This is a genomic window from Saccharopolyspora erythraea NRRL 2338 (assembly GCF_000062885.1).
Taxonomy (GTDB): Bacteria; Actinomycetota; Actinomycetes; order Mycobacteriales; family Pseudonocardiaceae; genus Saccharopolyspora_D; species Saccharopolyspora_D erythraea.
This window is the reverse complement of the sequence record NC_009142.1, coordinates 5,028,851-5,051,061: the sequence shown is the minus strand read 5'-3', so window position 1 is coordinate 5,051,061 and position 22,211 is coordinate 5,028,851. Positions and strand designations below refer to the sequence as shown.

Sequence of the window (22,211 nt, the reverse complement as noted above, 5' to 3'; positions counted from 1 at the left end):
CCCAGCGAGCCGGGGCCGTCGACGGCGAAGTGCGCCCAGGTGTCGCGGTCGCCGTGCTCGGCGCTGCGAACGCCGACGGTGTTGTCAGAGCCGGGCGGGGGTGGCGCGGTAGGTGACGAGCAGCAGTCCGAACGGGCTGTCCTCCAGCTTGGGCACGGCGGTCGGGTTGCGCGGGTCCGCGATACGCGCCTTGCCGCCGTCGTTGGCGGCCACCAGGAGGTTCCCGACGGTCTCGCGGCCTCGCCGGTCCTTGCGCCGCAGCCACACCACGGCGCCGGTGTCCGGCGGCAGCGTCTGCAGCTGGGAGATCACCCCCGGCCAGTCGGTGTGGTGGCTCGTGGCGAGCACCGGTCCCAGGTCGCGCATCGTCGGCTCGTACCAGGCGGCGGCGCCGGGGTCCGGGGGCTCCGGCAGGTTCTGCGCGTGCGCGTCCCAGTGCCGCAGGTATCCCCAGGGGTCCTCGTTGGGCAGGCCGAACGGGTCTTCCCCGTCGTCCTTGGGGACGACGAGCGCGGAGTCCAGCAGCTGGTCGCGCCAGTCGCCGGTGCGCACGAACGTCTCGGTGGTGCAGGCGAACAGCCAGCCGCGGCGCAGCTCGTCCTCGGCCGCGGGGGCGACGAGGACGACCTCGCCTCCGTAGGTGGCCTCCAGCCACGCCGTCGCCTTGGCCACCGCGGTGTCGAGGTCGGGGGCGGCGGTCCGCCAGGGCACCGCGATGGGCTCGGCGGTCGCGGGTTCCCGGCGGAACGTGGCGACGGTCAGCTCGTGGACCTCCTCGTCGCGGAGTTCGGCGGGCATCCCGCGCTGGGGGTCGAGCACCAGTACCGCCCCGTCGGCGTACTTGGCGTACAGCAGGTGTCCGGTGACCTCGGCGCCGCGGAACCGGCGGCGCAGCCAGACCACCGCGCAGGTGTTCGGTCCCCCTGCCGCGATCACGTCCAGCGCGGTCGCCCAGGTGCGGTGCGCGGTGGTCGTCGCGTCCGGGAAGTGCTCGGCCAGCAGGCGGGTCCACCAGTCCGGGCGCTCGTCGGCCGGCTTCCACGGCAGCGCGCTCGCCTGCGCACCTCGAAGGACGGCGTCGACCGCGACCACGCAGTTGCGCGCGTTGACCCGCCAGCGCCACGGCTCCCGCCCGGGGAAGACGGGCGGCGGGGGCGGCGCGAGGTTGAGGGCTTCGTCGATCGGTGCGGCGTTGGCGACCGGGAAGGGTGCGCGTCCGTCCTTCGGGACGGCGACGGTGCCGGCCAGCATGGGCTGCGCGGCGGCGTCCCGGTGGCCGCACCGGACCAGCCAGCTGTGCCGTCCCTCGGCGACCGGCGCCGAGTCGGTGACGCCGACGCTCCCGCCGTAGACCTGCTCCAGCCAGGCGGCTGCGCTGCGGATCGGATCGATCATGTCGCGGACTTCTCGATTCTGTGGCATCGGATGAAGGGCGGGCAGGGTGCGCGGCGGGTGCCTATTCGATCAGGTCGTCCTCGTCCACGCTCGGTCGCGGACTACCCGCGTCCTCCATCGGAACATCCCCGTCCGAACTCGTGCTCGGACCGCCGGCATCAGACATCGGGACGTCCTGGTCGACCGCCGGCGGGGTTCCCGGCCGGGACGCGGGGGAGTCCGCGTCGGCCATCTGGACGTCCAGGTCGTGATGGGGCGCCGGGGTCTGCTGGCTGGCGGGCGGGGCCTGGGGCTGCGCGGGCGGCGTGTCCGGTCTCGCAGCCGGAACGTTCGTGTCGACCGCCGGCGCGTTCGGCGTCGCCCCGGGAGCGTTCGGCTGGGGCGCAGGCGTTTGCGAGACGTTCGTCGGGGCGTTCGGGTAATCCATCGCGTACAGCTCGCTGGGCTTCTTGCTGATGTCGGCAGGCATTCCGCTCTGCCCGTCGAGGTAGACGACCGCACCGTTGGGGTGCTTGACCACGTTGAAGAAGTGCCCGACCTCCTCGTTGGGCCACCTCGCCGCGACCGAGGCCACGAAGCCGGGCGGTTGGTTGGCGACGTCCTGGCTGAGCTGGTCGTAGCCGCCCGGGAACGGCTGGAACTTCCCGCTGGAACCGTGCGGCACCGAACCGTTCGCCACGTCGTCCAGGCCCATGGGTTTGGCCGGGTCCACCCGGTACGGCTGCCCCGTCTTGATGGTGTGCGCGGTGGCGACCGTGCAGTTGCCGCAGTTGGTGTCGTGGCCCGGGGTCTTGCTGTCGAACTTGTCCTTGTTGATCTGCTGGACCGGGCCGAAGTGGTCCTGCATGAACTTGTTCGCCTCGTCCGGGGTCTTGAAGCTGCTCGCATCGATCACTTGCGGCTTCTGAGGCGGGGCGTTGTGCGGCGGAACGCTCTGCGGCTGGGCGCTCTGCGGCGGAGCGGCCTGCGGCTGGACGTTCCGCGGCGGCGGAGCGCTCTGCGGGGTGCTGTTCTGCGCGGACGGCCTGACGATCGGCCGGCCCGTGCGCGTCGTGGGAGGCGCAGGCGGGCGGGGCGCCCCGAACAACGGTGGAGGCGTCGCACCGCCCCCGGGCCCGCTCCTGGGTGCGCCGACGTCCTTCGGGGGAGGTGGGGTGTCCGCGCCGGCGGGAGTGGTCGTGTCCGGGCCGGTGCCGGGTCCCTTGCCGCCCGCGGGTGGGGCGCCGGTCGGGGAGGTCCGCGCCGGGCGGTCGGCGAGGCCCTGCTTGGGCGGTGGCGGGGTCTTCGCGGACGGCGGGGCGGTGCTGTCGTTGTTCTTGATCTTCTTGAGTGCGTCGGCCGCCTCGTCGAAGGAACCGCCGAGCTTTTTGAGCATGGGCATCAGCGACTGCATCGCCTTGACCAGCTTGGTGGTGATGTCGGCGATCTTGGCGGTGACCTTGGCGACCTCGGCCACCACCTGCGGCACCACCCAGGTCAGACCGATGCCCAGGGTGGCCACCACCTGCAACGCCCAGCTCACCAGATGACCGACCAGCTCGGCGATGATGTCGCGCACCAGCGTGCGCACCGCCCCCACCACCTCCCCGGCGGTGGCGATCCCGCTGGAAGCCCCCTCGGCCGCACTCCGCGCAGCCGTGATCAACTTGCCCGTATCCGCACTGCGGGCGCGGTAGGCCTCAGCAGCCGCACCCGTCCAGGCGGCGGTGTCCTTGTCGACCAGACCGGCCATGTCCCCGGCGATCGCGCCCAGCTCGGCGCCGATGTTCTTCCAGGTCTGCGAATGCGCCTTGATCTCGTCCGGATCCCCGGTCAGCGAGTCCAGCGCGTCCGAGACCGGGCCGACGTGCTCCATCAGCCACCCCACCCCGGCGGCCAGGATCGCCCCGAACGGATCCAACGCCATGCCCAACGCGTCCAGACCGGTACCCACCGCACCGAGCACCCCGGCCGCCCAGTCACCGGACTCGATCGCCTTGCGGGTCTCGTCCACCGACTCCAGGATCGGCACCCCGCTGAACCCCTGCGTCGAGTCCTGCCGTTGCGCCACCAACGGATTGGTCATGGCGGGGCCCACCCCCGGGATGTGGTCGATGCGGAAAAAGGGAACTGTTCGGCGGAACTGCTCAGCGGATCAGCGAGTCAGTCGCGGCACGGGTCGACGTCGGAACCCATGTGCCCATACGGCTCGAGCCGGCCACCGGTTCGTCCGGGTGGCCGGTGGGCATGGTGCGTTCCTCGATCACGACCCCGCGGGGCATGCTCCGCCTTTCGAGACAATTCGGACAGGACGCCGAAGCTGTGCTGCGTGCGTCCTCCGCGGGCGCGATGCCGATCCAGGAGTCATCACCGGTGATCAGACCGCGACAGCCACGCCGAACGTGCACGTGTCGCCGACATGATCATGGTGAACGCCAATGCTGCGCCAACGTCACGCCAACGCCGAGGCCCCGGGGGTGGTGGCTCTCGATGCGGCTGAACTCCGAGCGCGGCAACCGTCCGTCCCGTTGGGCGCTCGGAGTTCTCTCGCGGGGCGACCCCGCGAGAGAACTCCGGCTGCGTGCCGGTCGTCAGGCGAGTTCCTTCTGGACCCAGTCGTGGAATTCCGCGATGTGGTATTCGCTGGGGACGAAGACTCCGCCCTTGCTGTAGCCGCGGGAGTCCATGGCCAGCTGGCAGCGTTCGCAGGCGTCGAAGTCCTGCCGGTTGACGCGGTCGAACAGCTCGACCGAGCGGGACAGGTCGCGGCCGGACTCCACGACCTCGGGCAGGTACAGCCAGTCGCACTCGATCAGCGTGCGATCCGGCGCGACCGGGAACATCCGGTGGAAGATGACGTGGTCGGGCACCAGGTTGATGAACACCTGCGGGCGCACGGTGATGGCGTAGTAGCGGCGGTCCTGGTCCTCGGTCACCCCGGGCAGCCGCTCCAGGCCCTCGCTGCCGTCGACGGTGAAGCCCTGCACGTCCTCACCGAACTCCGCACCGTGACCGACGTAGTACTGCGCGGCGAAACCGTCGGCGAACTCCGGCAGCACCTCGGTGAGCTCGGGGTGGATCGTGGCGCAGTGGTAGCACTCCATGAAGTTCTCGATGATCTGCTTCCAGTTCGCCTTCACGTCGTACTCGATGCGCTTGCCCAGCTTCAGCGCGGTGATGTCGTAGGAGTTGATCGCCCCGGCATCACCCAGCCGCGCGGTGACATCGGAGACCACCGTGTCGTCGAACGACGGCGGGTCCTCGGCCAGGCACACCCACGCATACCCCAGCCACTCCCGCACGTGCAGCCGGTTCAGCCCGAACTCGGTGCGGTCGATGTCGGGCATGTCGTTGAGGTTGGGCGCGGCGATCAGCTTGCCGTCCAGGCCGTAGGTCCAGGCGTGGTACGGGCACTGGAAGGAGCGGCGCACCTCGCCCTTCTCCTCGGTGCACAGCCGCGCGCCGCGGTGGCGGCAGATGTTGAGGAACGCATTGATCGCGCCGTCACGGCCCCGGGCGATGAGCACGCTCTCACGCCCGATCTGCACCGTGCGGAAGGCGCCGGGCTTGTCCAGGTCGTCGCAGCGCACCGCGCAGAACCACTGCTCCTCGAAGATCCGGGACTGCTCCAACGAGAAGATGGCCGGGTCGGTGTAGTAGTGGCCGGGCAGCGTGGCCAGCAGGCTTTCCGTCGGTCCGGTCGTGGTCATCTCAACCTCACTCGTGTAGTGGGACAACTGGTCTTGTTCGGGACTGACGTCAACGGTTGGCAACCGCACCGCTGCGACCTCGACGAAGGCAGGCGGCATCGAGCTCCCGACCAGGTCGGTGAGCGTGTGCGGGCATTTGTCGTCGCGGTGCGGCGGCGGTTCGCCTCAGGCGCGTGCTCCCGCGGCGCGAGCCGGGGTCACAGCACCACCACGGAGCGCAGCACTTCGCCGTTGTTCATCCGGTCGAAGGCCGTCTCGACCTCGCCGAGCGCGATCCGTTCGGTGACGAACGCGTCCAGGTCGATGCCGCCCTGCTCGTGCAGCTCGACCAGCGCGGGGAAGTCGCGTTCGGGCAGGCAGTCGCCGTACCACGAGGACTTGATGGCGCCACCGCGGGAGAACACGTCGATCAGCGGCAGGTCGAGATCCATCTCAGGACCCGGCACCCCCACCAGCACGACGGTTCCGGCGAGGTCGCGGGCGTAGAAGGCCTGCTGGAACGTCTCGGGGCGCCCGACCGCGTCGATCACGACGTCGGCACCGACTCCGCCGGTGAGCGTCCGGATCGCCTCGACCGGGTCGGCGTGGCGGGCGTTGACGAGATCGGTCGCTCCCAGTTGCTCCGCCCAGGCGAGCTTGCGCGAGTCCAGGTCGACGGCGATCACTTGCCGTGCGCCGGAGAAGTCGGCTCCGGCGACGGCCGCGCAGCCGACACCACCGCAGCCGATGACCGCGACGGTGTCGCCGAGCCGGACCGGTGCGGTGTTGACCGCCGCGCCGATTCCGGCCATGACGCCGCAGCCGAGCAGGCCGACCACCGCGGGATCGGACTCGTGGTCCACCTTGGTGCACTGCCCGGCGGCGACCAGGGTCTTGTCGGCGAAGGCGCCGATGCCCAGGGCCGCGGTCAGCGGTGTGCCGTCCTCCAGCGTCATCGGCCGGCGCGCGTTGCGGGTGTCGAAGCAGTACTGCGAGCGGCCGCGGCGGCAGGCCCGGCACCGGCCGCACACGGCGCGCCAGTTCAGCACGACGAAGTCACCGGGGCGCACGTTGCCGACGTCGGGGCCCACGGCCTCGACGACTCCTGCCGCTTCATGCCCGAGCAGGTACGGGAACTCGCTGCCGATGCCGCCCTCGCGGTAGTGCAGGTCGGTGTGGCAGACCCCGCACGCCTGCACCGCGACGACTGCCTCGCCGGGGCCGGGGTCGGGCACAAGGATGTCGAGCACCTCGACGGGGGCGCCTTTCTTGCGTGCCACGACGCCTCGGGCCTTGTGTCGCACGGGCAGATCTCCTCTTCGCACGAGCGCTGAGAGTGGTGGAGGGGCGGAACGCCACGGAGGAGCAGGTTGCGCATAGCGCACCGCGTTGCTCAATTTGAGACAACGATGAGGCTGGGTGGCCCTCCTGTCAAGAGGCACCTGGCGACGTTTGTGGTTACCGCTCGGTAGTCGAGAGGGCGAGTGGTGCCCGCCGGTCGAAACCCCTGTTGGAGGCGGAGAAGTAGCCCGAAGAGCCGCCGGTGGATCTCTTGACGGTGCCCCGGTCGCTGTGGATCCTTGTTGCGTATAGAGCTACTTGTTCTGTTATGCGCAACGTTTGGAGGGGGTGCTCATGATCGCCGTGTGCCGTGTCGAGGAGCTGCCGCCAGGGGAGTCGACCCGGGTCTTCGCGGACGTGGCCGTGGCCGTGTTCAACGCCGACGGTGAGTTCTACGCGGTCGACGACACCTGCACGCACCAGGACGCGTCGTTGTCGGAGGGGTTCCTGGAGGGCTGCTTCGTGGAGTGCCCGCTGCACGCGGCGTTCTTCGACCTGCGCACCGGGCAGCCGACCTGCCTGCCGGCCAAGCGGCCGGTGCGCACCCACCCCGTCACGATCGAAGACGGCGTGATCCACGTCCACGTCGCCGGACACGCCGGCCAGTCCGAGAACGCACAGGAACAGGAGGCCGTCGCATGAGGAGCATCGCGGTGATCGGGGCGTCGCTGGCCGGGTACTCCGCCGCCCAGCAACTGCGCGCACAGGGCTTCGGCGGACGGCTGGTGCTCGTCGGCGACGAGGTGCACCCGCCGTACGACCGCCCGCCGCTGTCGAAGGACTTCCTGCTCGGCAAGGTCGACGCGGACGCTCTCGCGCTCGGCGAGAAGTCCGACCTCGACGACCTCGAGGCGCAGTGGATCATCGGCGACCCCGCCGTGCGGCTGAGCCGCGCCGACGGCGCGGTGGAGCTGCTCAGCGGCGAGCGGGTCGGCGCCGACGGCATCGTCATCGCCACCGGCGCCACGCCCCGGCGCCTGCCGGGCACCGAGGGGATCGCCGGCATTCACACCCTGCGCACGCTCGACGACGCGGCGAGGTTGCGCGAGCAGCTGACGAGCGCCTCCCGGGTCGTGGTCATCGGTGCCGGTTTCATCGGGGCCGAGGTGGCGTCCTCGTGCTCCTACCTCGGCGCCGACGTGACCGTGGTCGAAGCCGCCGAGCTCCCCCTCGTCCACGCCCTGGGCCGGAGCATGGCCGCGGCGTGCGCGGAACTGCACGGCGACCACGGGGTGCGCACGCGGTTCGGCGTCGGTGTCGCCGGCATCCTCTCGGCGGCCGGCCAGGTGACCGGCGTCCGGCTCGCCTCCGGGGAGGAACTGCCCGCCGACGTCGTGGTGGTCGGCATCGGCGTCCGCCCCAACACCGGGTGGCTGGCCGACTCGGGCCTGACCATCGAGGACGGTGTGCGCTGCGACGCGGGCGGTATCACCGACCTGCCCAACATCGCCGCGGTCGGCGACGTCGCCCAGGTGCACCGCCCCCACCTCGGCTACGCCGCCCGCACCGAGCACTGGTCAGCGGCCACCGCCCAACCGCGCGCGGCGGTCCGCAACCTGCTGGCGGGCACCACCGTCGAGCACCACAGCGACACCCCGTACTTCTGGTCCGACCAGTACGGCAGCCGGATCCAGTTCGCCGGGTCGGTGCCTCCCGGAGCCCACGCGCGCGTCGTCGACGGCGACGTCGAGGACCGCAGCTTCCTCACGCACTACGAGCACGATGGCCGGCTCGTCGGCGTACTGGCCTTCAACCAGCCCAAGGCGTTCGGGCGCGCCCGGCGCCAGATCGCCAAACCCGGTCTCGTCGCGGCCTGACCACCGAGGACGCATGACACGTGTACTGGGCCGTAAGGTGGAGCAATGCTATTTCGGCAGCTCGAGTACCTCGTCGCGTTGTCGAGAGAGCAGCACTTCGCCCGCGCGGCCCAGGCGTGCCACGTCTCGCAGCCGACGCTGTCGGCGGCCGTCCGCAAGCTGGAGGACGAGCTCGGCGTCGCGCTGATCCGCCGCGAAAGGCGCTTCCAGGGCCTGACGCAGGAAGGGGAGCGCATCGTCCGGTGGGCGGAGCGCATCCTGGCCGACCGCGAGTCGATGCGGCAGGAGGTCGGTGCCCTGCGCACCGGTCTGAACGGACGGCTCACCCTGGGAGTCATCCCGACAGCCGCGCCCGCGGTGCCCCTGCTCACCTCCGCGTTCTGCGCGAAGCACCCGCTCGCGCAGGTGCACGTCCTGGCGGACGTCTCCACCGACGAGATCTCCCGCCGGCTGCGCACCTTCGAGATCGACGTCGCGCTGACCTACGACCACGGCGCCGAGGTGAGCGGGCTGACCTCGGTTCCGCTGTACCGGGAGCGCTACGTGTTCCTGACGCCGTCGGACGGCGAGTTCGGCCGGCGTGAGTCGGTGACCTGGGCCGAGGCCGCCCGCGTGCCGCTGTGCCTGCTGACCCCGTCGATGCAGGGGCGGCGCAGGCTGGACGCCCTGTTCGGCAAGGCGGGCGTCGCGCCTTCTCCGCAGCTGGAAACCGATTCGATCTCTTCGTTGTGCTCCCACGTCGCCACCGGGCTCTGGTCCACCGTCGTTCCCGCCCCCTTCGCCCGCGCGCTCGACGACATGGCGGGGGTGCGCGCTGTCGCTCTCGAGGAGACTGACGACGCCGCACGCGTCGCACTGGTGCTGTCCTCCCGCGAGCCCGGCTCGGTGGTCGGGCGCGCGTTCGTCGACGTGGCGCGGTCGATCGACCTCGCCGGGTCGCTGGAGTGACTCCACGAATCCGGGATAGACGGCGGCTATCAAGAGATCGGGAACGTCTCTTTGACAATTCCGCGGAGGTCGCCGATAACTGTCTGGCGCGGAATTCGGAGCGCGCGGTCGAGCAGGAAGCGGTGGAGGGCTCGGGCACCTCGGCGGGCATCGCGTCCGATTCCGATCGTCCGATGACCGCACGTCCTGCCTTCGACGGGTGAGTCCCGTGCGCAGGCGGTCGCCAGGCCGTTCCGGACGCCTTTCCCTGGGCGTCCGGAACGGCTCGCGCGGGAAGTACCCAGTGGAGGAACAGAGGCGAGGATGAGCTCCATCGAAGACCCGACTGACGACCTGTCGGTGACACCGCCCAAGACCTGGGCGACCGGCGTCCCCGCGGTGGCCCACGCCCTGCAGTACTCGCTGAGCCAGACCTCGGTCCGCCGGACCGCCCTGACCCTGCTCAACGTGAACCAGGCCAAGGGGATCGACTGCCCCGGCTGCGCCTGGCCGGAAGGGGGCCCGCGGGAGCGCGCCCTCAACGAGTACTGCGAGAACGGCGCCAAGCACATCAACGACGAGGCGACCACGCGCCGGGTCAACGCCGACTTCTTCGCCCGGCACAGCGTTTCCGAGCTGGCGGCCAAGTCCGACTACTGGCTCAACCAGCAGGGCAGGCTGACCGAACCGATGGTCAAGCGCCCCGGCTCGCAGCACTACGAGCCGATCGGCTGGGACGAGGCGTTCGGCCTGCTCGCCGAGGAGCTGCGCGGGCTCGACTCGCCCGACGAGGCCCTGTTCTACACCTCGGGGCGGCTCAACAACGAGGCCGCGTTCCTGCTCCAGCTTTTCGCCCGCGCCTTCGGCACCAACAACCTGCCCGACTGCAGCAACATGTGCCACGAGTCCAGCGGCTCGGCGATGAGCGAGACGCTGGGCGTCGGCAAGGGCACCGTCAGCCTCGACGACCTGCACCGGGCCGACCTGGTCTTCGTGGTGGGCCAGAACCCGGGAACCAACCACCCGCGGATGCTGTCCGCGCTGGAGGAGACCAAGCGCAACGGCGGCCAGGTCGTCGCGGTGAACCCGCTGCCCGAAGCCGGGCTGATGCGGTTCAAGCACCCGCAGAAGCTCCGCGGCGTGCTCGGCCGCGGCACCGCCATCGCCGACCAGTTCCTGCAGATCCGCCCGGGCGGCGACCTCGCGCTGTTCCAGGCGCTGAACTCGATGCTGCTGGAGGCCGAGGACGCCGCGCCGGGCACCGTGCTCGACCGCGCGTTCATCGACGAGCACACCAGCGGGTTCGAGGAGTTCGCCGAACACGTCCGCACCGTCGGCTGGGAGCACGTCCTGGCCGCCACCGGACTCCGCCGCGAGGAGATCGAGGAGGTCCGCGACCGCGTCCTGCGCAGCGAGCGGATCATCGTCTGCTGGGCCATGGGCCTGACCCAGCACAAGCACGGCGTCCCCACGATCCGCGAGGTCGTCAACTTCCTGCTGCTGCGCGGGAACATCGGCAAGCCCGGCGCGGGCGCCTGCCCGGTGCGCGGCCACAGCAACGTGCAGGGCGACCGCACGATGGGCATCTGGGAGCGGATGCCGCAGGCGTTCCTGGACGCCTTGGAACGCGAGTTCGGCTTCACCCCGCCCACCGAGCACGGCTGGGACTCGGTGGACTCGATCCGGGCGATGCTCGACGGCCGCGCGAAGTTCTTCCTCGGCGTCGCGGGCAACTTCGTGCGCGCCAGCCCCGACAGCGACCGCACCGAGCAGGCCATGCGCAACTGCCGGCTCACCGCGCACATCTCGACCAAGCTCAACCGTTCGCACGCGGTGTGCGGGGAGACCGCGCTGATCCTGCCGACGCTGGGCCGCAGCGACCGCGACGTCCAGGCCGGCGGTGAGCAGTTCGTGACGGTCGAGGACTCGATGAGCGAGGTGCACGCCTCGCGCGGCCGGCTGGAGCCGGCCTCGGAGGCGCTGCTCAGCGAGGTGGCGATCGTGTGCAGGCTGGCCCGCCGCACCCTCGGCGAGGACGTGGCGATCCCGTGGGAGGAGTTCGAGGCCGACTACGGCACGATCCGCGACCGGATCTCCCGCGTGGTGCCGGGATTCGAGGACTTCAACGCCCGCGTGGCCCAACCGGGCGGGTTCCGGCTTCCGAACCCGGCCAACCACGGGCAGTTCCGCACCGCGACCGGCAAGGCGAACTTCACCCGCAACGAGTTCGTGAACCTGAACGTCCCCGCGGGGCACCTCGTGCTCCAGACCCTGCGCTCGCACGACCAGTGGAACACCATCCCGTACGCGATGAACGACCGGTACCGGGGCATCCACAACGCCCGCCGGGTGGTGCTGGTCAACCAGGTGGACCTGGACGCCCTCGGGATCGCCGACCGCAGCGAGGTCGACCTGGTGAGCGTGTGGCGCGGGGGAGAGGAGCGCCGCGCGCCCGGTTTCCGGGTCGTGTCCTATCCGACCACGCCGGGCTCGGCCGCCGCCTACTACCCGGAAACCAACGTCCTGGTCCCGCTGGACAGCGTGGCCGACATCAGCAACACCCCGACGTCCAAGGGCGTCGTGGTCCGGCTGGAGCCTGTCGGCTGACAACGAGGAGGGCGACATGGGCCGGGCGACCGTGCGCAGGCGGGTGCTGCGCATCCGCGAGTCGGTGCGATCGCATCGGCCCGACACGCTGGCGGCCGAGGAGCCGATGGAGATCCGCGTCGGCGGGCGTCCGCTCACCGTGACGATGCGGACGCCCGGCTCGGACTTCGACCTCGCGGTCGGGTTCCTGGTGAGCGAGGGCGTGGTGCGCTCCGCCGGCGACGTGCGCAGCATCCGGTACTGCGCGGGTGCCACAGCCGATGGCGGCAACACCTACAACGTCGTCGACGTCGCATTGGCTCCGGGCGTGGCGGCCCCGGACGCCTCGCTGGAGCGCAACTTCTACACGACCTCCTCCTGCGGTCTCTGCGGGAAGGCGAGTCTGGACGCGGTGCGCACCACCGCGGCCTGGACCGTGGCCGAGGACCCGGCCCGCGTCGGGCAGGAGGTGCTGGAGTCCCTTCCCGGCCGGCTGCGCGAGGCGCAGCGGGTCTTCGACACCACCGGAGGGCTCCACGCCGCCGGACTGTTCTCGACCGCAGGCGAGCTGCTGTGCCTGCGGGAGGACGTGGGGCGGCACAACGCGGTGGACAAGGTCGTCGGTCACGCCCTGCGGTCGGGCCTTTTGCCGCTGCGGGAGTCGGTGCTGCTGGTGAGCGGTCGGGCCTCGTTCGAGCTGGTGCAGAAGGCCGTCATGGCCGGAATTCCGGTGCTGGCGGCCGTTTCCGCGCCCTCGTCGCTGGCCGCGGAGCTCGCCGAGGAGAGCGGCCTGACGCTGGTGGGGTTCCTGCGCGGCCGCTCGATGAACGTCTACACCGGAGCCGAGCGCCTCGTCGAACGCCAGCCCGTGTGAAAAAGACCGGTGGTCCGGTAAGCGCGTAGCGCTGCGGTGAGATGGCCTGCTCGCGGGCGAGGCCGGATGGTCGCAAGGTTTCCAGTGGTTTGGGACTTCGCGGTGTTGCCGCGTGGTGACGGCGATCGAAGTCTCAACGGTTCTTTCAACGATACGATTCAGTCGCATGGGCCAGGACGTTCGAGACTCCGCAACCCCGTCGCGCGAGCGGGAAACGGCCGCCAGGCGTAGGGCTCGCACACTTGCTGAGAGGTACCGGCGCTTCGACGAGGTCGACGCCGCCGGAACATCGCCGCTGTACGAGCGCGTCGCCGTCGCCCTGAGCGAGTCCGGCGAGGCGCTGCGCGCCATCGAGGCGGTGCCGGCGCGCAAGCGGCACCCGACGCTGATCCTCGCCGCGTTGCACGACCTCGCCCTCGCCGGACGCGCCCCGGTGCTTGCCGCGGCCTATGCCGCTGCGGACGGCGACGCCGCCGCTGCCGCGGCGATCGACACGCTTCGGCGAATGACCGACTCGGTCGTGGCCATCGCCGTGCGCCGGCAGCCGCGGGGGAACGAGACCGGACGCTGCGCCGTGCTGTATCCGGCCATCGCCGAGGCGGCGCGCCGGGTGGGCGCGAACGCGGTCGGGCTGATCGACGTGGGCTGTTCGGCTGGGCTCAACCTCAATGTCGATCGCGTCGGCATCACTCACCGGTAAGGCCGGGCAGTGCTCCGTCCTTCAGGGCGGTGGTGAGGCCCGGCCGTCGGCGGCGGGCCGGTTCTCTTTGAGCGTCAGACCCGCTCGATACGTTGATGCGGATTTGGAGGTGGTCAACCATGCAACTGCGGTACCGGTACCGCTTGTACCCCACGCCGGGGCAGAAGCAGGCACTCGCCCGCGCGTTCGGGTGCGCACGCGTCGTCTATAACGACACCGTTGCCGCTCGCCGCGCTGCGCATGCCAACGGCGACAAGTACCCCAGCGGGACCGTGCTGCAGAAGCGGTTGATCACCGACGCGAAGAAAACCAACGAACGAGCCTGGCTCACAGACGCAGCTGCGCAGATGCTTCAGCAGGCCATCCGCGACTGCGACCAGGCGTACAAGAACTTCTTCGACTCGCTCAAGGGCAGGCGTGGGGGCCGGAGGATGGGCGCACCTCGGTTCAAGTCCCGCAAAGACGCCCGCCAGGCCATCCGGTTCACTCGCGGCGCGTTCAGTGCCGTGACCGACGGCAAGTTGACGCTCGCGAAGATCGGCGACATCAAGGTGGCGTGGTCGCGTGACCTGCCTTCGGTGCCGTCATCGTGCACGGTCATCAAGACCGCCGACGAACGCTTCTTCGCGTCGTTCGTCGTTGAGGTCGGGGACGAAACCCTCGAACCGGTCGACGCTGAGACCGGTATCGACCTCGGCCTGTCGGCGTTCGCGGTAGACGACCAGGGCCGGATCATCGACAACCCTCGGTTTCTGCGGCGCGCGGAGCGCAAGCTGAAGCGCCTTCAGCGTGCCGTGAGCAGGAAGCAGAAGGGCAGCAACAACCGCAACAAGGCTCGGAAGAAACTGGCGCGTCAGCACGCCAAGGTTCGGGATACGCGGCTTGACTGGCTCCACAAGACGACCACCACGTTGATCCGCGAAAACCAAGCGGTGTATGTGGAGGATCTTGCGGTGTCCGGTCTCGCCCGCACCCGCCTCGCCAAGAGCGTGCACGACGCCTCCTGGGGCACCTTCCGCAGGTTGCTCGAAGAGAAGGCCGCACGGTACGGCCGGGATCTGGTGGTCATCGACCGGTGGTTGCCGACCAGCCAGACGTGCTTCGCTTGCGGTCGCATCGACGGCCCCAAGCCGCTGAGCGTGCGCACCTGGTCGTGCTCCTGCGGCACACACCATGACCGCGACCAGAACGCAGCTCGAAACATCCTCGCCGCCGGACGGGCGGAGAGGCTAAACGCCTGTGGAGGCGACGTAAGACCCCGCACCGGGGCGGTTGCCGCTGAAGCAGGAACCCCCGAAGCGCCGCACAAGCGCAGTAGGAATCTCCCCTCCAGGCAGGAGAGGACGTCAAAGCAACGGACAATCGCTGGGCGACGCGTCGTCTCCGGTGCAGTTGTCGTCCTCGGTTGTGGGAGATAGGCCCGTCCCGACCCGGGCGGTGCCCGAGGTCGTCGCCCGGGTCGGCATCGACCTCGATCCGGTCGACGTGACCGACGCGGATGACGCTCGATGGTTGCGCGCCTGCGTCCGTGTGCCCGAGGGCGCCCTGCCTGTCGTGACCACGACGTGGGCGCTGTCGCCCTTCCCACTCGAGGACCGCCTGCGCTTCCTGCACCGGCTCAGGGAAGCGGCGGCCGGCCGGGCGGTGGCGTGGGTGTCCGTGGAGGGGGTGGGAGTCGCGCCGACGATCCCGACACTCGGCGATCGCCGAGCCTCCGGCCACAGCATCATCGGTCTGGCGGTGTTCGACCGGTCGGCTCCGCGCGCCCAGGCCATCGGCCGCTGCTGGTCGCGGGGCCGCTTGCTGGCGTGGCTGGTGGACTCCTGGTCGGAGCAGCGTTCGTGACTCGCGCGACGCCGTCTTTCGATGCCCTGCGGCAGGTTGGCGCCGGGAGGTCGCGGGATCGACGAGTGGATCTCGCGGCTGCGCAGGATCCCTCGCGATGAGCAGGAAAAACGCCAGGTCGACAACAAGCGGCGCGAGGCCGTGGAACTGGATCTTCGGCTTGCGGAGACCGGGGACGCGACGCAGGAGTGGAGCAGGGCACCGCCTCGCCCGCGTTCTGGGAATCGGCGGTTGATCTCCGTTCCGGGCCGGGCATCCCAGGCGACCTCGCAGCCGGGCTCAGCCCAGAGCCAGCGGAGCGGAGCCGAAGGCGACGTTGAACCGGTCGCACCAGACCACCACGCTGGTCAGGCCGTGCAGGTCGGCGTCGGGCGGCAGGGGGTAGTTCTGGTTGCCGTGGGTGCCCTTGAGAGGACCGAGTGTGACGTGGCGTCCGTCGTCGTACTTGCCCCACGTGCCGCCGGCGGTCTGGTCGGTCAACCACACGTGAAGGTCCGGTCCGTCCGAAGTGGCCAGGTTCTCCAGCCGCAGCAGCCGGGTGCCGTCCGGGAGCGAGAGCACTCTGGCGGTGCCGGTGGTCTTGTGCTCCTGGGTGACGAAGGCCCCCGTTGCGAGTTCGACCGGCCCGGCCGGCTCGGCTGGGGAAGGTGGGGGCGGTGTGCCCGTGCTGCTGGGGTTCGCGGGCGCGGTCGGGGCGGGCCGTGGCGGCAGTGCCTCGTCGACGGTCCGCTGCGTCCACAGGCGCCACGGCTGAAACGCCCACGCCCCGATTCCCAGCAGTACCACCAGAACCACCGTCACCACAAGGAAGACCGATCGCCGTGCCATGCCGTCGACGCTAACCCGGAACGGGGTGGTTCGGGCATTACGGACTGCTTACGGCGTGGGCCCGGGGCCGCCCCCGGGCCCACGCCGGTTAGGTCAGGTGCCGACGTAGTGCGCGAGGTGCTCGCCGGTGAGGGTGGAGCGGGCGGCACACAGCCGCACGGAAGCACCCGGGCGGCTGACACAGCACCACCACCAACCGAAAGGAACTCCGATGAGTCACGCCACCTGGCGTTCGCGCACTGCCGTGCTGGCCGCGGTCGTCCTCGTCCCGGCCGCCTTCGCCGCCACCGCTGCCGCAGCTCCCGCTGTGGCGCCGCAGGCGGCCGAGGCGCCGGTGCAGCGGATGGTGCCGCAGATCCACCAGGGCGTGTATGCGGCGACGTTCCACAACACCTTCGGTCAGGGCTTGAAGGTGGCGTCGGTCAAGCCGGGCAGCAACACCGCCGAGTCCGGGCTGAATGCGGGTGACGTGATCGTCAAGGCCAACGGCAAGCCGGTCTACTACAAGGAGGACCTGACCAGGGCGATCGAGGGCGTCCGACCGGGCAACCCGGTCGCGACCACGGTCAACCGCGACGGCAGGGCCTTCACCGTCAACGTGCGTCTCGACCGGCCCGCCTGCCCCCGGCGACTCCGATGGGCGGGTCTCGGCCGGAGCCCGGTCCCGCCCCGTTCGAGCCGACGTGCCCCCTTCCCAGGGAGGAAGAGGGCACGTGTGGCTGTGTCAGTGGAAGACCACGGTGCTGTGGCCGTTGAGCAGCACGCGGCGCTCGCAGTGCCAGCGCACCGCGCGGGACAGGGCGAGGGCCTCGGCGTCGCGGCCGACCGTCTGCAACGCCGTGGGGTGGTAGGTGTGGTCGATCCGGATCACCTCCTGCTCGATGATCGGGCCTTCGTCGAGGTCCGGGGTGACGTAGTGCGCGGTGGCGCCGACGAGCTTGACCCCGCGGTCGTAGGCCTGGTGGTAGGGCTTGGCGCCCTTGAAGCCGGGCAGGAACGAGTGGTGGATGTTGATCGCCCGGCCGTGCAGGGCCTTGCAGGCCTGGTCGGACAGCACCTGCATGTAGCGGGCGAGTACCACCAGCTCCGCGTCGTACTCGTCGACCAGTTGCAGCAACCTGGCCTCGGCCTCGGGTTTGGTCTCCGGGGTGACAGGGACGTGGATGAACGGCAGGCCGGCGCCCTCGGCCATCGGCCGGAGGTCCTCGTGGTTGGACACCACGGCCACGATGTCGGCGCCGAGGCTGCCCGCGCGCCAGCGGAAGATCAGGTCGTTGAGGCAGTGCCCGAGCTTGGAGACCATCACCAGCATCCGCGCGTTGCGGGTGTCGGAGAAGGTGAAGGTCATCTCGAAGTCCGCGGCGATCGGTTCGAAACCGCGCGCCATCGCGTCGAGGTCGATCTCGCGTCCGGCGTTGACCTGCGTGCGCAGGAAGAGCCGGTCGCGCACCGAGTCGTCGAACTGCTGGTACTCGCCGATGTCGCAGCCGTGCTCGAAGAGGTAGGCGCTGACCGCGCGCACGATGCCGGTGCGGTTCGGGCAGCTCAGGGTGAGGATGAACGAACGGGTCACGGGTTTCTCCTCAGCATTCCACGATGTTGAGAGCCAGCCCTCCGCGGGCGGTCTCCTTGTACTTGTCCTTCATGTCGGCGCCCGTCTCGCGCATCGTCTTGATGGCCTTGTCCAGCGAGACGTGGTGCCTGCCGTCACCGCGCACGGCCATCCGGGCCGCGGTGATGGCCTTGATCGAGGCGACGGCGTTGCGCTCGATGCAGGGGATCTGCACCAGGCCGCCGACGGGGTCGCAGGTCAGTCCGAGGTTGTGCTCGATGCCGATCTCTGCGGCGTTCTCCACCTGCTCCGGGGTGCCGCCGATGATCTCGGCGAGCCCGCCCGCCGCCATCGAGCAGGCCGAGCCGACCTCGCCCTGGCAGCCGACCTCGGCACCGGAGATCGAGGCGTTCTCCTTGAACAGCAACCCGATCGCGCCCGCGGTGAGCAGGAACCGCACCGCGGTGTCGTCGTCGAACGCCGGCAGGAACCGCCTGCCGTAGTGCAGCACCGCCGGAACGATTCCGGCGGCGCCGTTGGTCGGGGCGGTCACCACCCGTCCGCCTGCCGCGTTCTCCTCGTTGACGGCCAGCGCGTAGAGCGTGACCCACTCCATGGCGTGCAGGGCGTCGGCCTCATCGGACTCGCCCTCCAGCCGCTCGCGCAGCTCGTTGGCCCGCCGCCGGACCTTGAGCCCGCCCGGCAGGACGCCGGTGGTGTGGGTGCCGCGCTCGACGCACTCCTGCATGACCGACCAGATCCGCAGCAGCCCCGCGCGGGTTTCCTCCTCACCGCGCCAGGAGAGCTCGTTGGCCAGCATGATGTCGCTGATCCGCAGCCCGGTCCCGTGGGCGTGGGCGAGCAGTTGCTCGCCGGTGCTGAACGGGTAGCGGACCGGCGTGGCGTCCTCGACGAGCACCTGTTCACCGGTCTCGTCCTCGTCGAGGACGAAGCCGCCACCGACCGAGTAGTACTCGCGCCGGTCGATCAGGGCGCCCTCGGCGTCGTGGGCCTCGAACACCATGCCGTTGCTGTGGAAGTCGAGGCGCTTGTTGCGGTGCATCACGATGTCCTCGTCGACCGAGAAGGCGACCTTGTGGGCACCGCCGAGCCTGATCCAGCCCTCCTCGCGCACCGCATGCACCACCGGGTCGGCGGCGACCGGGTCCACGAGGTGGGGCTGCTCGCCCGTCAGTCCGAGGACGACGGCCTTGACGCTGCCGTGGCCGTGCCCGGTCGCGCCGAGGGAGCCGAACAGCTCGCAGCGCACGGACGCGGTCCGGGAGAGCGCGCCGGACTCCTCGAGTCGCGTGACGAAGAGGTAGGCAGCCCGCATGGGGCCGACGGTGTGCGAGCTCGACGGTCCGATTCCTACCTTGAACAGGTCGAACACTGAGATGGTCATAAGCGTCCCCGGGTGGGTCTGGGCTGTGGTCACCGCGGCGGGAACCAGCAGATACGCGACTAATATATCAGTAATATGTAAGTTGTATAGCTATATTGTGCCCTTGGGATGGTTCCGCGGTTGTCAGGCCCTAAGATGGGAGCCGTGACCGCCACCTCGCAGGAGCTCGAACCGGCCCCGGTCTCGCTGGCCGACAGGGCCTACGCCGCCATCCAGGACCTGCTGATCATGCTGGACATCCCGCCGATGGCGCCGATCGACGACGGCGCGCTGAGCGAGTCGCTGGGCATCGGCCGCACCCCGGTGCGGGAGGCGCTCAAGCGGTTGCAGGCCGAGCGGCTGGTGGTCTCCTACCCGCGTCGCGGCACCTTCGCCACCGGCGTGGACATCACCGACCTGGCCTACATCTCCGAGATCCGGGTGCAGCTGGAGCCGCTGGCGGCGCGCCGCGCCGCGCAGACGGCCGACCGCGGCATCAGGGGCAAGCTCGCCGAGCTCGCCGACGAGATCGAGGCGCTCGACGTCACGGCCATCGACCGCACCGACCTGATGCGGTGGGACCTGCGCGTGCACCGCGGGATCTACCGCGCCGCGGGCAACCCGCACCTCGAGGACACCCTGATCCGCTACAACAACCTCGCCACGCGGATCTTCTGCCTGTTCCTGGACCGGATGACGCACTTCGACCAGCACGTGGGCGAGCACGTCGCGCTGCTGCGCGGGATCGCTGACGGCGACGTGGCCAAGGTGGGCAAGCTCGCGCGCGAGCACGTCCTGGGCTTCGAGAAGGCGATCCGGTCGGCCACCTGAGCCGCGCCGGTTCATCGCGGCACCTCCGCGGCGGCCACCGCGCCGAGCAGCTTGAGCGCATCGCTGGTCGCCGCGACGTCGTGGACCCTGAGGATCTTCGCCCCGCGCTGGGCCGCCAGCACCGCCGCGGTGACCGAGGCCGCCTGGCGGTGCCGCACCGTGCGGCCGGTGATCTGGCCGAGCATGCTCTTGCGGGACAGCCCGACCATGACGGGCAGACCCAACCGCCCCAAGGCAGGCAGTGACGCCAGCAGGTCCAGGTTGTGCTCCAGCGTCTTGCCGAACCCGAATCCGGGATCGACGACGAGATGTCCGGGCGGGATGCCGGCCGCGGAGCACTCGTCGACGCGCCGGCGGAGGAAGGACACGACCTCGCCGAGGACGTCGGCGTAGCGCGGGTCGCGTTGCATGACGCCGGGTGAGCCCTGCATGTGCATCAGGCAGACCGGTACGCCCAGCTCCGCCGCGGCCGGCAGCGCCCCCGGCTCTCGCAGCGCCCGCACGTCGTTGATCAGGCCGGCGCCGGCGGCCACGGCCGCGCGCATCACCTCCGGGCGCGAGGTGTCCACGGACACCGGCACCGAGGTCGCCCGCGAGAGCCGCTCGACGACCGGAACCACCCGCTCCAGCTCCTCGGCGACGCCGGGTTGCCGTGCGCCGGGGCGCGTGGACTCACCGCCGACGTCGATGATGTCGGCGCCTTCCTCGGCAAGTCGAAGGCCGTGGGCGACCGCCGCGCTGTGGTCGAGGTAGGAGCCTCCGTCGGAGAAGGAATCCGGAGTCACGTTGACGATGCCGCACAGCAGCGGCCGAGGGGCGCGCAGCCGCTGGAGCAGCGGCGCGCCCCCGGCGGCTCCGCCGCTGGGTGGCGGATTCGGCTCGCCGGTGAGGAGTTCGGAGGTGATCGTCATGGGTTCCCTAGGAAGGCTCGGACCGCGACGCGCTCTGGATCGTGTGCTGGAGCAGCAGCGCGGTGGTGACGGGGCCGACTCCGCCCGGCACCGGCGTCAGGCCGGCGACCCGGCCGCTGACGGAGGTTTCGTCGACATCGCCGACGAGTCCGCCGTCATCGGTGGGGTTCGTGCCGACGTCGATGACGACGGTGTGCTCGGCGACGTGCTGGGCGGTGATGAGCCCCGGGCGGCCGACCGCCACCACCAGGACGTCGGCGGTGCGGGTGTGGTGGCCGAGGTTCTGGGTGTAGCGGTGGCAGACCGTGACCGTGGCATCGCGCTGCAGCAGCAGTTGGGCCGCGGGTTTGCCGACGACGTTGGAGCGCCCGACCACCACGCCGGTGCGCCCGGCCAGCGGCACCTCGTGGTGGTCGAGCAGCGCCAGGACCGCCGCGGCCGTGGCGGGCGCGTAGGCGGGCAGCCCGGCGGCGAGGCGGCCCAGCGAGAGGGGGTTGGCGCCGTCGACGTCCTTGTCCGGGGCGATCGAGGCGGCCAGGTCCTCGAAGTTCGCGCCGGCGGGCAGCGGCGTTTGCAGGATGATCCCGTGCACCGCCGGGTCGGCGCTGAGCCTCTGCAGTTCGGCGCGGATGCTCTGCGTGGTCGCGTCCGCGCCGAGGTCCACGATGTCGCACAGGAGTCCGGACTTCGCCGCCGCCCTGGCGATCGAGCGGACGTACCAGGCGCTGGACTCGTCGTCGGTCGCCACCACGACGGCCAGGCGCGGGGTGACGCCGAGCAGGGTGAGCTCGGCGGCCGCGGAGGTGACCTCGGCGCGGATGCCGCGGGCGAGCTCGGTGCCGCCGAGGGTCTTCGTGGCCGAGGTGGCCGAGGAGGGGATGGTGGTCATCTGAGGATCTGCTCCCGGACTGCGGCGGTGGTCTTGTCGGCTTGCAGGAGGATCTCGTCGGTCGAGGCGATCGCCTCGACCAGCTCGGCCCGGTTCTCCAGCTCGGTGGAGGCGCAGAGGTTGATCTCGACGTTGACCCGGGCGGTGGACGCCGCGGCGCGGGCGGCGTCCGCGGCCGCGGCGATGTCGCTGATCACGTTCGGGTTGCCGACCGGACGCAGCTCCTCGGCCAGGGCGATGATCCGCTCGGCGACGGCCAGGACGCGGGCGGGCACCCGCCCGGCCTCGGCCAGCGCGGAGGCGATCGCCTGCGAGCGCGCGGTCTTCTCCACGGGTGTCGACCTGGGCAGCCCGTAGGCCTGGCCGACCGCGCCGAAGGCCGCGACGTCCTGCTCGGCCAGTTCCAGCGAGCGTTCGCACAGGTCGTCCGCGCTTTCGCGCACGCGGTCGATGGTCGCGGCGTGCTCGGCGTACTTCGGGCCGTTGCTGTACCGGGCGACCATCGCGACCAGCGCCGCGCCCTGGGCCGCGTGCAGGCCGGCGGTGGCACCGCCACCCGGGGCCGGGATCCGGGCGGCTAGGCCGGACAGGAAGCCGTCGATGGTGTCTGAGCGCATGGAATTCCTTCAGGAGTGGTTGCAGAAGGGGTTTGCGTGGCGGTGC

The 22,211-nt window shown here is 70.7% G+C and carries 19 protein-coding genes and 1 pseudogene; 10 read left to right on the top strand and 10 right to left on the bottom strand.

Annotation, left to right across the window (positions count from 1 at the left end):
• Positions 1 to 84: 84 nt before the first annotated feature.
• The 4 genes from SACE_RS21890 to SACE_RS21875 form a co-directional block, all read right to left on the bottom strand.
• Positions 85 to 1,395, bottom strand: a complete 1,311-nt coding sequence (locus tag SACE_RS21890; protein ID WP_009951588.1) for a YrhB domain-containing protein — start codon at positions 1,393 to 1,395, stop codon at positions 85 to 87.
• A 61-nt stretch (positions 1,396 to 1,456) separates the two neighbouring features.
• Positions 1,457 to 3,460 (bottom strand): toxin glutamine deamidase domain-containing protein, encoded by a 2,004-nt coding sequence (locus SACE_RS40230; RefSeq protein WP_011874371.1) that lies wholly within the window; start codon positions 3,458 to 3,460, stop codon positions 1,457 to 1,459.
• Between the two features lie 505 nt (positions 3,461 to 3,965).
• Positions 3,966 to 5,084: an aromatic ring-hydroxylating oxygenase subunit alpha gene (locus tag SACE_RS21880; protein WP_011874370.1), complete on the bottom strand. Its 1,119-nt coding sequence runs from the start codon at positions 5,082 to 5,084 to the stop codon at positions 3,966 to 3,968.
• Between the two features lie 197 nt (positions 5,085 to 5,281).
• Positions 5,282 to 6,367, bottom strand: coding sequence for an S-(hydroxymethyl)mycothiol dehydrogenase (locus SACE_RS21875; protein ID WP_009951624.1), 1,086 nt, complete (start codon positions 6,365 to 6,367; stop codon positions 5,282 to 5,284).
• A gap of 331 nt (positions 6,368 to 6,698) precedes the next feature.
• Between SACE_RS21875 and SACE_RS21870 the strand changes: the two genes are divergently transcribed.
• The 8 genes from SACE_RS21870 (at position 6,699) to SACE_RS21835 (ending at position 15,153) form a co-directional block, all read left to right on the top strand.
• Entirely contained in the window at positions 6,699 to 7,046 is a 348-nt protein-coding gene (locus SACE_RS21870) for a bifunctional 3-phenylpropionate/cinnamic acid dioxygenase ferredoxin subunit (RefSeq protein ID WP_011874369.1), read from the top strand.
• Positions 7,043 to 8,221: an NAD(P)/FAD-dependent oxidoreductase gene (locus SACE_RS21865; RefSeq protein ID WP_009950732.1), complete on the top strand. Its 1,179-nt coding sequence runs from the start codon at positions 7,043 to 7,045 to the stop codon at positions 8,219 to 8,221. Before SACE_RS21870 ends, SACE_RS21865 begins: the two co-directional genes overlap by 4 nt.
• Before the next feature lie 45 nt (positions 8,222 to 8,266).
• Positions 8,267 to 9,169 carry a LysR family transcriptional regulator gene (locus SACE_RS21860; RefSeq protein ID WP_009950733.1) on the top strand — a complete coding sequence of 301 codons (903 nt, stop codon included), beginning with the start codon at positions 8,267 to 8,269 and terminating at the stop codon, positions 9,167 to 9,169.
• 303 nt (positions 9,170 to 9,472) lie between these two features.
• Positions 9,473 to 11,755, top strand: coding sequence for an FdhF/YdeP family oxidoreductase (locus tag SACE_RS21855; RefSeq protein ID WP_009950734.1), 2,283 nt, complete (start codon positions 9,473 to 9,475; stop codon positions 11,753 to 11,755).
• 16 nt (positions 11,756 to 11,771) lie between these two features.
• Entirely contained in the window at positions 11,772 to 12,608 is an 837-nt protein-coding gene (gene fdhD, locus SACE_RS21850; RefSeq protein WP_009950735.1) for a formate dehydrogenase accessory sulfurtransferase FdhD, read from the top strand.
• A gap of 166 nt (positions 12,609 to 12,774) precedes the next feature.
• Positions 12,775 to 13,308, top strand: coding sequence for a DUF2332 family protein (locus tag SACE_RS21845; RefSeq protein ID WP_009950737.1), 534 nt, complete (start codon positions 12,775 to 12,777; stop codon positions 13,306 to 13,308).
• Between the two features lie 119 nt (positions 13,309 to 13,427).
• Complete coding sequence (locus tag SACE_RS21840; RefSeq protein ID WP_009950738.1) at positions 13,428 to 14,726, top strand: RNA-guided endonuclease InsQ/TnpB family protein; 1,299 nt, start codon at positions 13,428 to 13,430, stop codon at positions 14,724 to 14,726.
• The gene (locus SACE_RS21835; RefSeq protein WP_173401319.1) at positions 14,695 to 15,153 is read left to right on the top strand and encodes a DUF2332 family protein; all 459 of its coding nucleotides are present in this window, start codon (positions 14,695 to 14,697) and stop codon (positions 15,151 to 15,153) included. The genes SACE_RS21840 and SACE_RS21835 overlap by 32 nt, the downstream gene beginning before the upstream one ends.
• Before the next feature lie 279 nt (positions 15,154 to 15,432).
• On the opposite strand, the gene SACE_RS21830 is transcribed toward SACE_RS21835, so the two are convergent.
• Positions 15,433 to 15,981: a DM13 domain-containing protein gene (locus tag SACE_RS21830; RefSeq protein ID WP_011874368.1), complete on the bottom strand. Its 549-nt coding sequence runs from the start codon at positions 15,979 to 15,981 to the stop codon at positions 15,433 to 15,435.
• A 211-nt stretch (positions 15,982 to 16,192) separates the two neighbouring features.
• On the opposite strand from SACE_RS21830, the pseudogene SACE_RS40225 reads away from it, so the two are divergent.
• Positions 16,193 to 16,576 (top strand): annotated as a pseudogene (locus SACE_RS40225) (PDZ domain-containing protein); the annotation flags it as partial.
• A gap of 129 nt (positions 16,577 to 16,705) precedes the next feature.
• On the opposite strand, the gene purU reads toward SACE_RS40225, so the two are convergent.
• Together purU and SACE_RS21815 are read right to left on the bottom strand one after the other, a co-directional pair.
• Complete coding sequence (gene purU, locus SACE_RS21820) at positions 16,706 to 17,554, bottom strand: formyltetrahydrofolate deformylase (RefSeq protein WP_009950741.1); 849 nt, start codon at positions 17,552 to 17,554, stop codon at positions 16,706 to 16,708.
• A 10-nt stretch (positions 17,555 to 17,564) separates the two neighbouring features.
• A complete protein-coding gene (locus tag SACE_RS21815; RefSeq protein ID WP_021341886.1) occupies positions 17,565 to 18,938 on the bottom strand; it encodes an L-serine ammonia-lyase in 1,374 nt (457 codons plus the stop codon).
• A 135-nt stretch (positions 18,939 to 19,073) separates the two neighbouring features.
• Between SACE_RS21815 and SACE_RS21810 the strand changes: the two genes are divergently transcribed.
• Positions 19,074 to 19,748 carry a GntR family transcriptional regulator gene (locus tag SACE_RS21810; RefSeq protein ID WP_031334562.1) on the top strand — a complete coding sequence of 225 codons (675 nt, stop codon included), beginning with the start codon at positions 19,074 to 19,076 and terminating at the stop codon, positions 19,746 to 19,748.
• 11 nt (positions 19,749 to 19,759) lie between these two features.
• On the opposite strand, the gene folP is transcribed toward SACE_RS21810, so the two are convergent.
• Genes folP through SACE_RS21795 form a run of 3 tightly spaced genes read right to left on the bottom strand, consistent with a single transcriptional unit; the run spans position 19,760 to position 22,165 of the window.
• Positions 19,760 to 20,659 carry a dihydropteroate synthase gene (gene folP / locus SACE_RS21805; protein ID WP_009950746.1) on the bottom strand — a complete coding sequence of 300 codons (900 nt, stop codon included), beginning with the start codon at positions 20,657 to 20,659 and terminating at the stop codon, positions 19,760 to 19,762.
• Between the two features lie 7 nt (positions 20,660 to 20,666).
• A complete protein-coding gene (locus SACE_RS21800; protein WP_009950747.1) occupies positions 20,667 to 21,548 on the bottom strand; it encodes a bifunctional 5,10-methylenetetrahydrofolate dehydrogenase/5,10-methenyltetrahydrofolate cyclohydrolase in 882 nt (293 codons plus the stop codon).
• Positions 21,545 to 22,165: a cyclodeaminase/cyclohydrolase family protein gene (locus tag SACE_RS21795; protein ID WP_009950778.1), complete on the bottom strand. Its 621-nt coding sequence runs from the start codon at positions 22,163 to 22,165 to the stop codon at positions 21,545 to 21,547. The genes SACE_RS21800 and SACE_RS21795 overlap by 4 nt, the downstream gene beginning before the upstream one ends.
• Positions 22,166 to 22,211: the final 46 nt, after the last annotated feature.

Coding starts and splice junctions, on each gene's coding strand:
- SACE_RS21890 (WP_009951588.1), bottom strand. CDS start 1,395: ATGATCGATCCGATCCGCAGCGCAGCCGCCTGGCTGGAGCAGGTCTAC.
- SACE_RS40230 (WP_011874371.1), bottom strand. CDS start 3,460: ATGACCAATCCGTTGGTGGCGCAACGGCAGGACTCGACGCAGGGGTTC.
- SACE_RS21880 (WP_011874370.1), bottom strand. CDS start 5,084: ATGACCACGACCGGACCGACGGAAAGCCTGCTGGCCACGCTGCCCGGC.
- SACE_RS21870 (WP_011874369.1), top strand. CDS start 6,699: ATGATCGCCGTGTGCCGTGTCGAGGAGCTGCCGCCAGGGGAGTCGACC.
- SACE_RS21865 (WP_009950732.1), top strand. CDS start 7,043: ATGAGGAGCATCGCGGTGATCGGGGCGTCGCTGGCCGGGTACTCCGCC.
- SACE_RS21860 (WP_009950733.1), top strand. CDS start 8,267: ATGCTATTTCGGCAGCTCGAGTACCTCGTCGCGTTGTCGAGAGAGCAG.
- SACE_RS21855 (WP_009950734.1), top strand. CDS start 9,473: ATGAGCTCCATCGAAGACCCGACTGACGACCTGTCGGTGACACCGCCC.
- fdhD (WP_009950735.1), top strand. CDS start 11,772: ATGGGCCGGGCGACCGTGCGCAGGCGGGTGCTGCGCATCCGCGAGTCG.
- SACE_RS21845 (WP_009950737.1), top strand. CDS start 12,775: ATGGGCCAGGACGTTCGAGACTCCGCAACCCCGTCGCGCGAGCGGGAA.
- SACE_RS21840 (WP_009950738.1), top strand. CDS start 13,428: ATGCAACTGCGGTACCGGTACCGCTTGTACCCCACGCCGGGGCAGAAG.
- SACE_RS21830 (WP_011874368.1), bottom strand. CDS start 15,981: ATGGCACGGCGATCGGTCTTCCTTGTGGTGACGGTGGTTCTGGTGGTA.
- SACE_RS21815 (WP_021341886.1), bottom strand. CDS start 18,938: ATGACCATCTCAGTGTTCGACCTGTTCAAGGTAGGAATCGGACCGTCG.
- SACE_RS21810 (WP_031334562.1), top strand. CDS start 19,074: ATGGGAGCCGTGACCGCCACCTCGCAGGAGCTCGAACCGGCCCCGGTC.
- folP (WP_009950746.1), bottom strand. CDS start 20,659: ATGACGATCACCTCCGAACTCCTCACCGGCGAGCCGAATCCGCCACCC.
- SACE_RS21800 (WP_009950747.1), bottom strand. CDS start 21,548: ATGACCACCATCCCCTCCTCGGCCACCTCGGCCACGAAGACCCTCGGC.
- SACE_RS21795 (WP_009950778.1), bottom strand. CDS start 22,165: ATGCGCTCAGACACCATCGACGGCTTCCTGTCCGGCCTAGCCGCCCGG.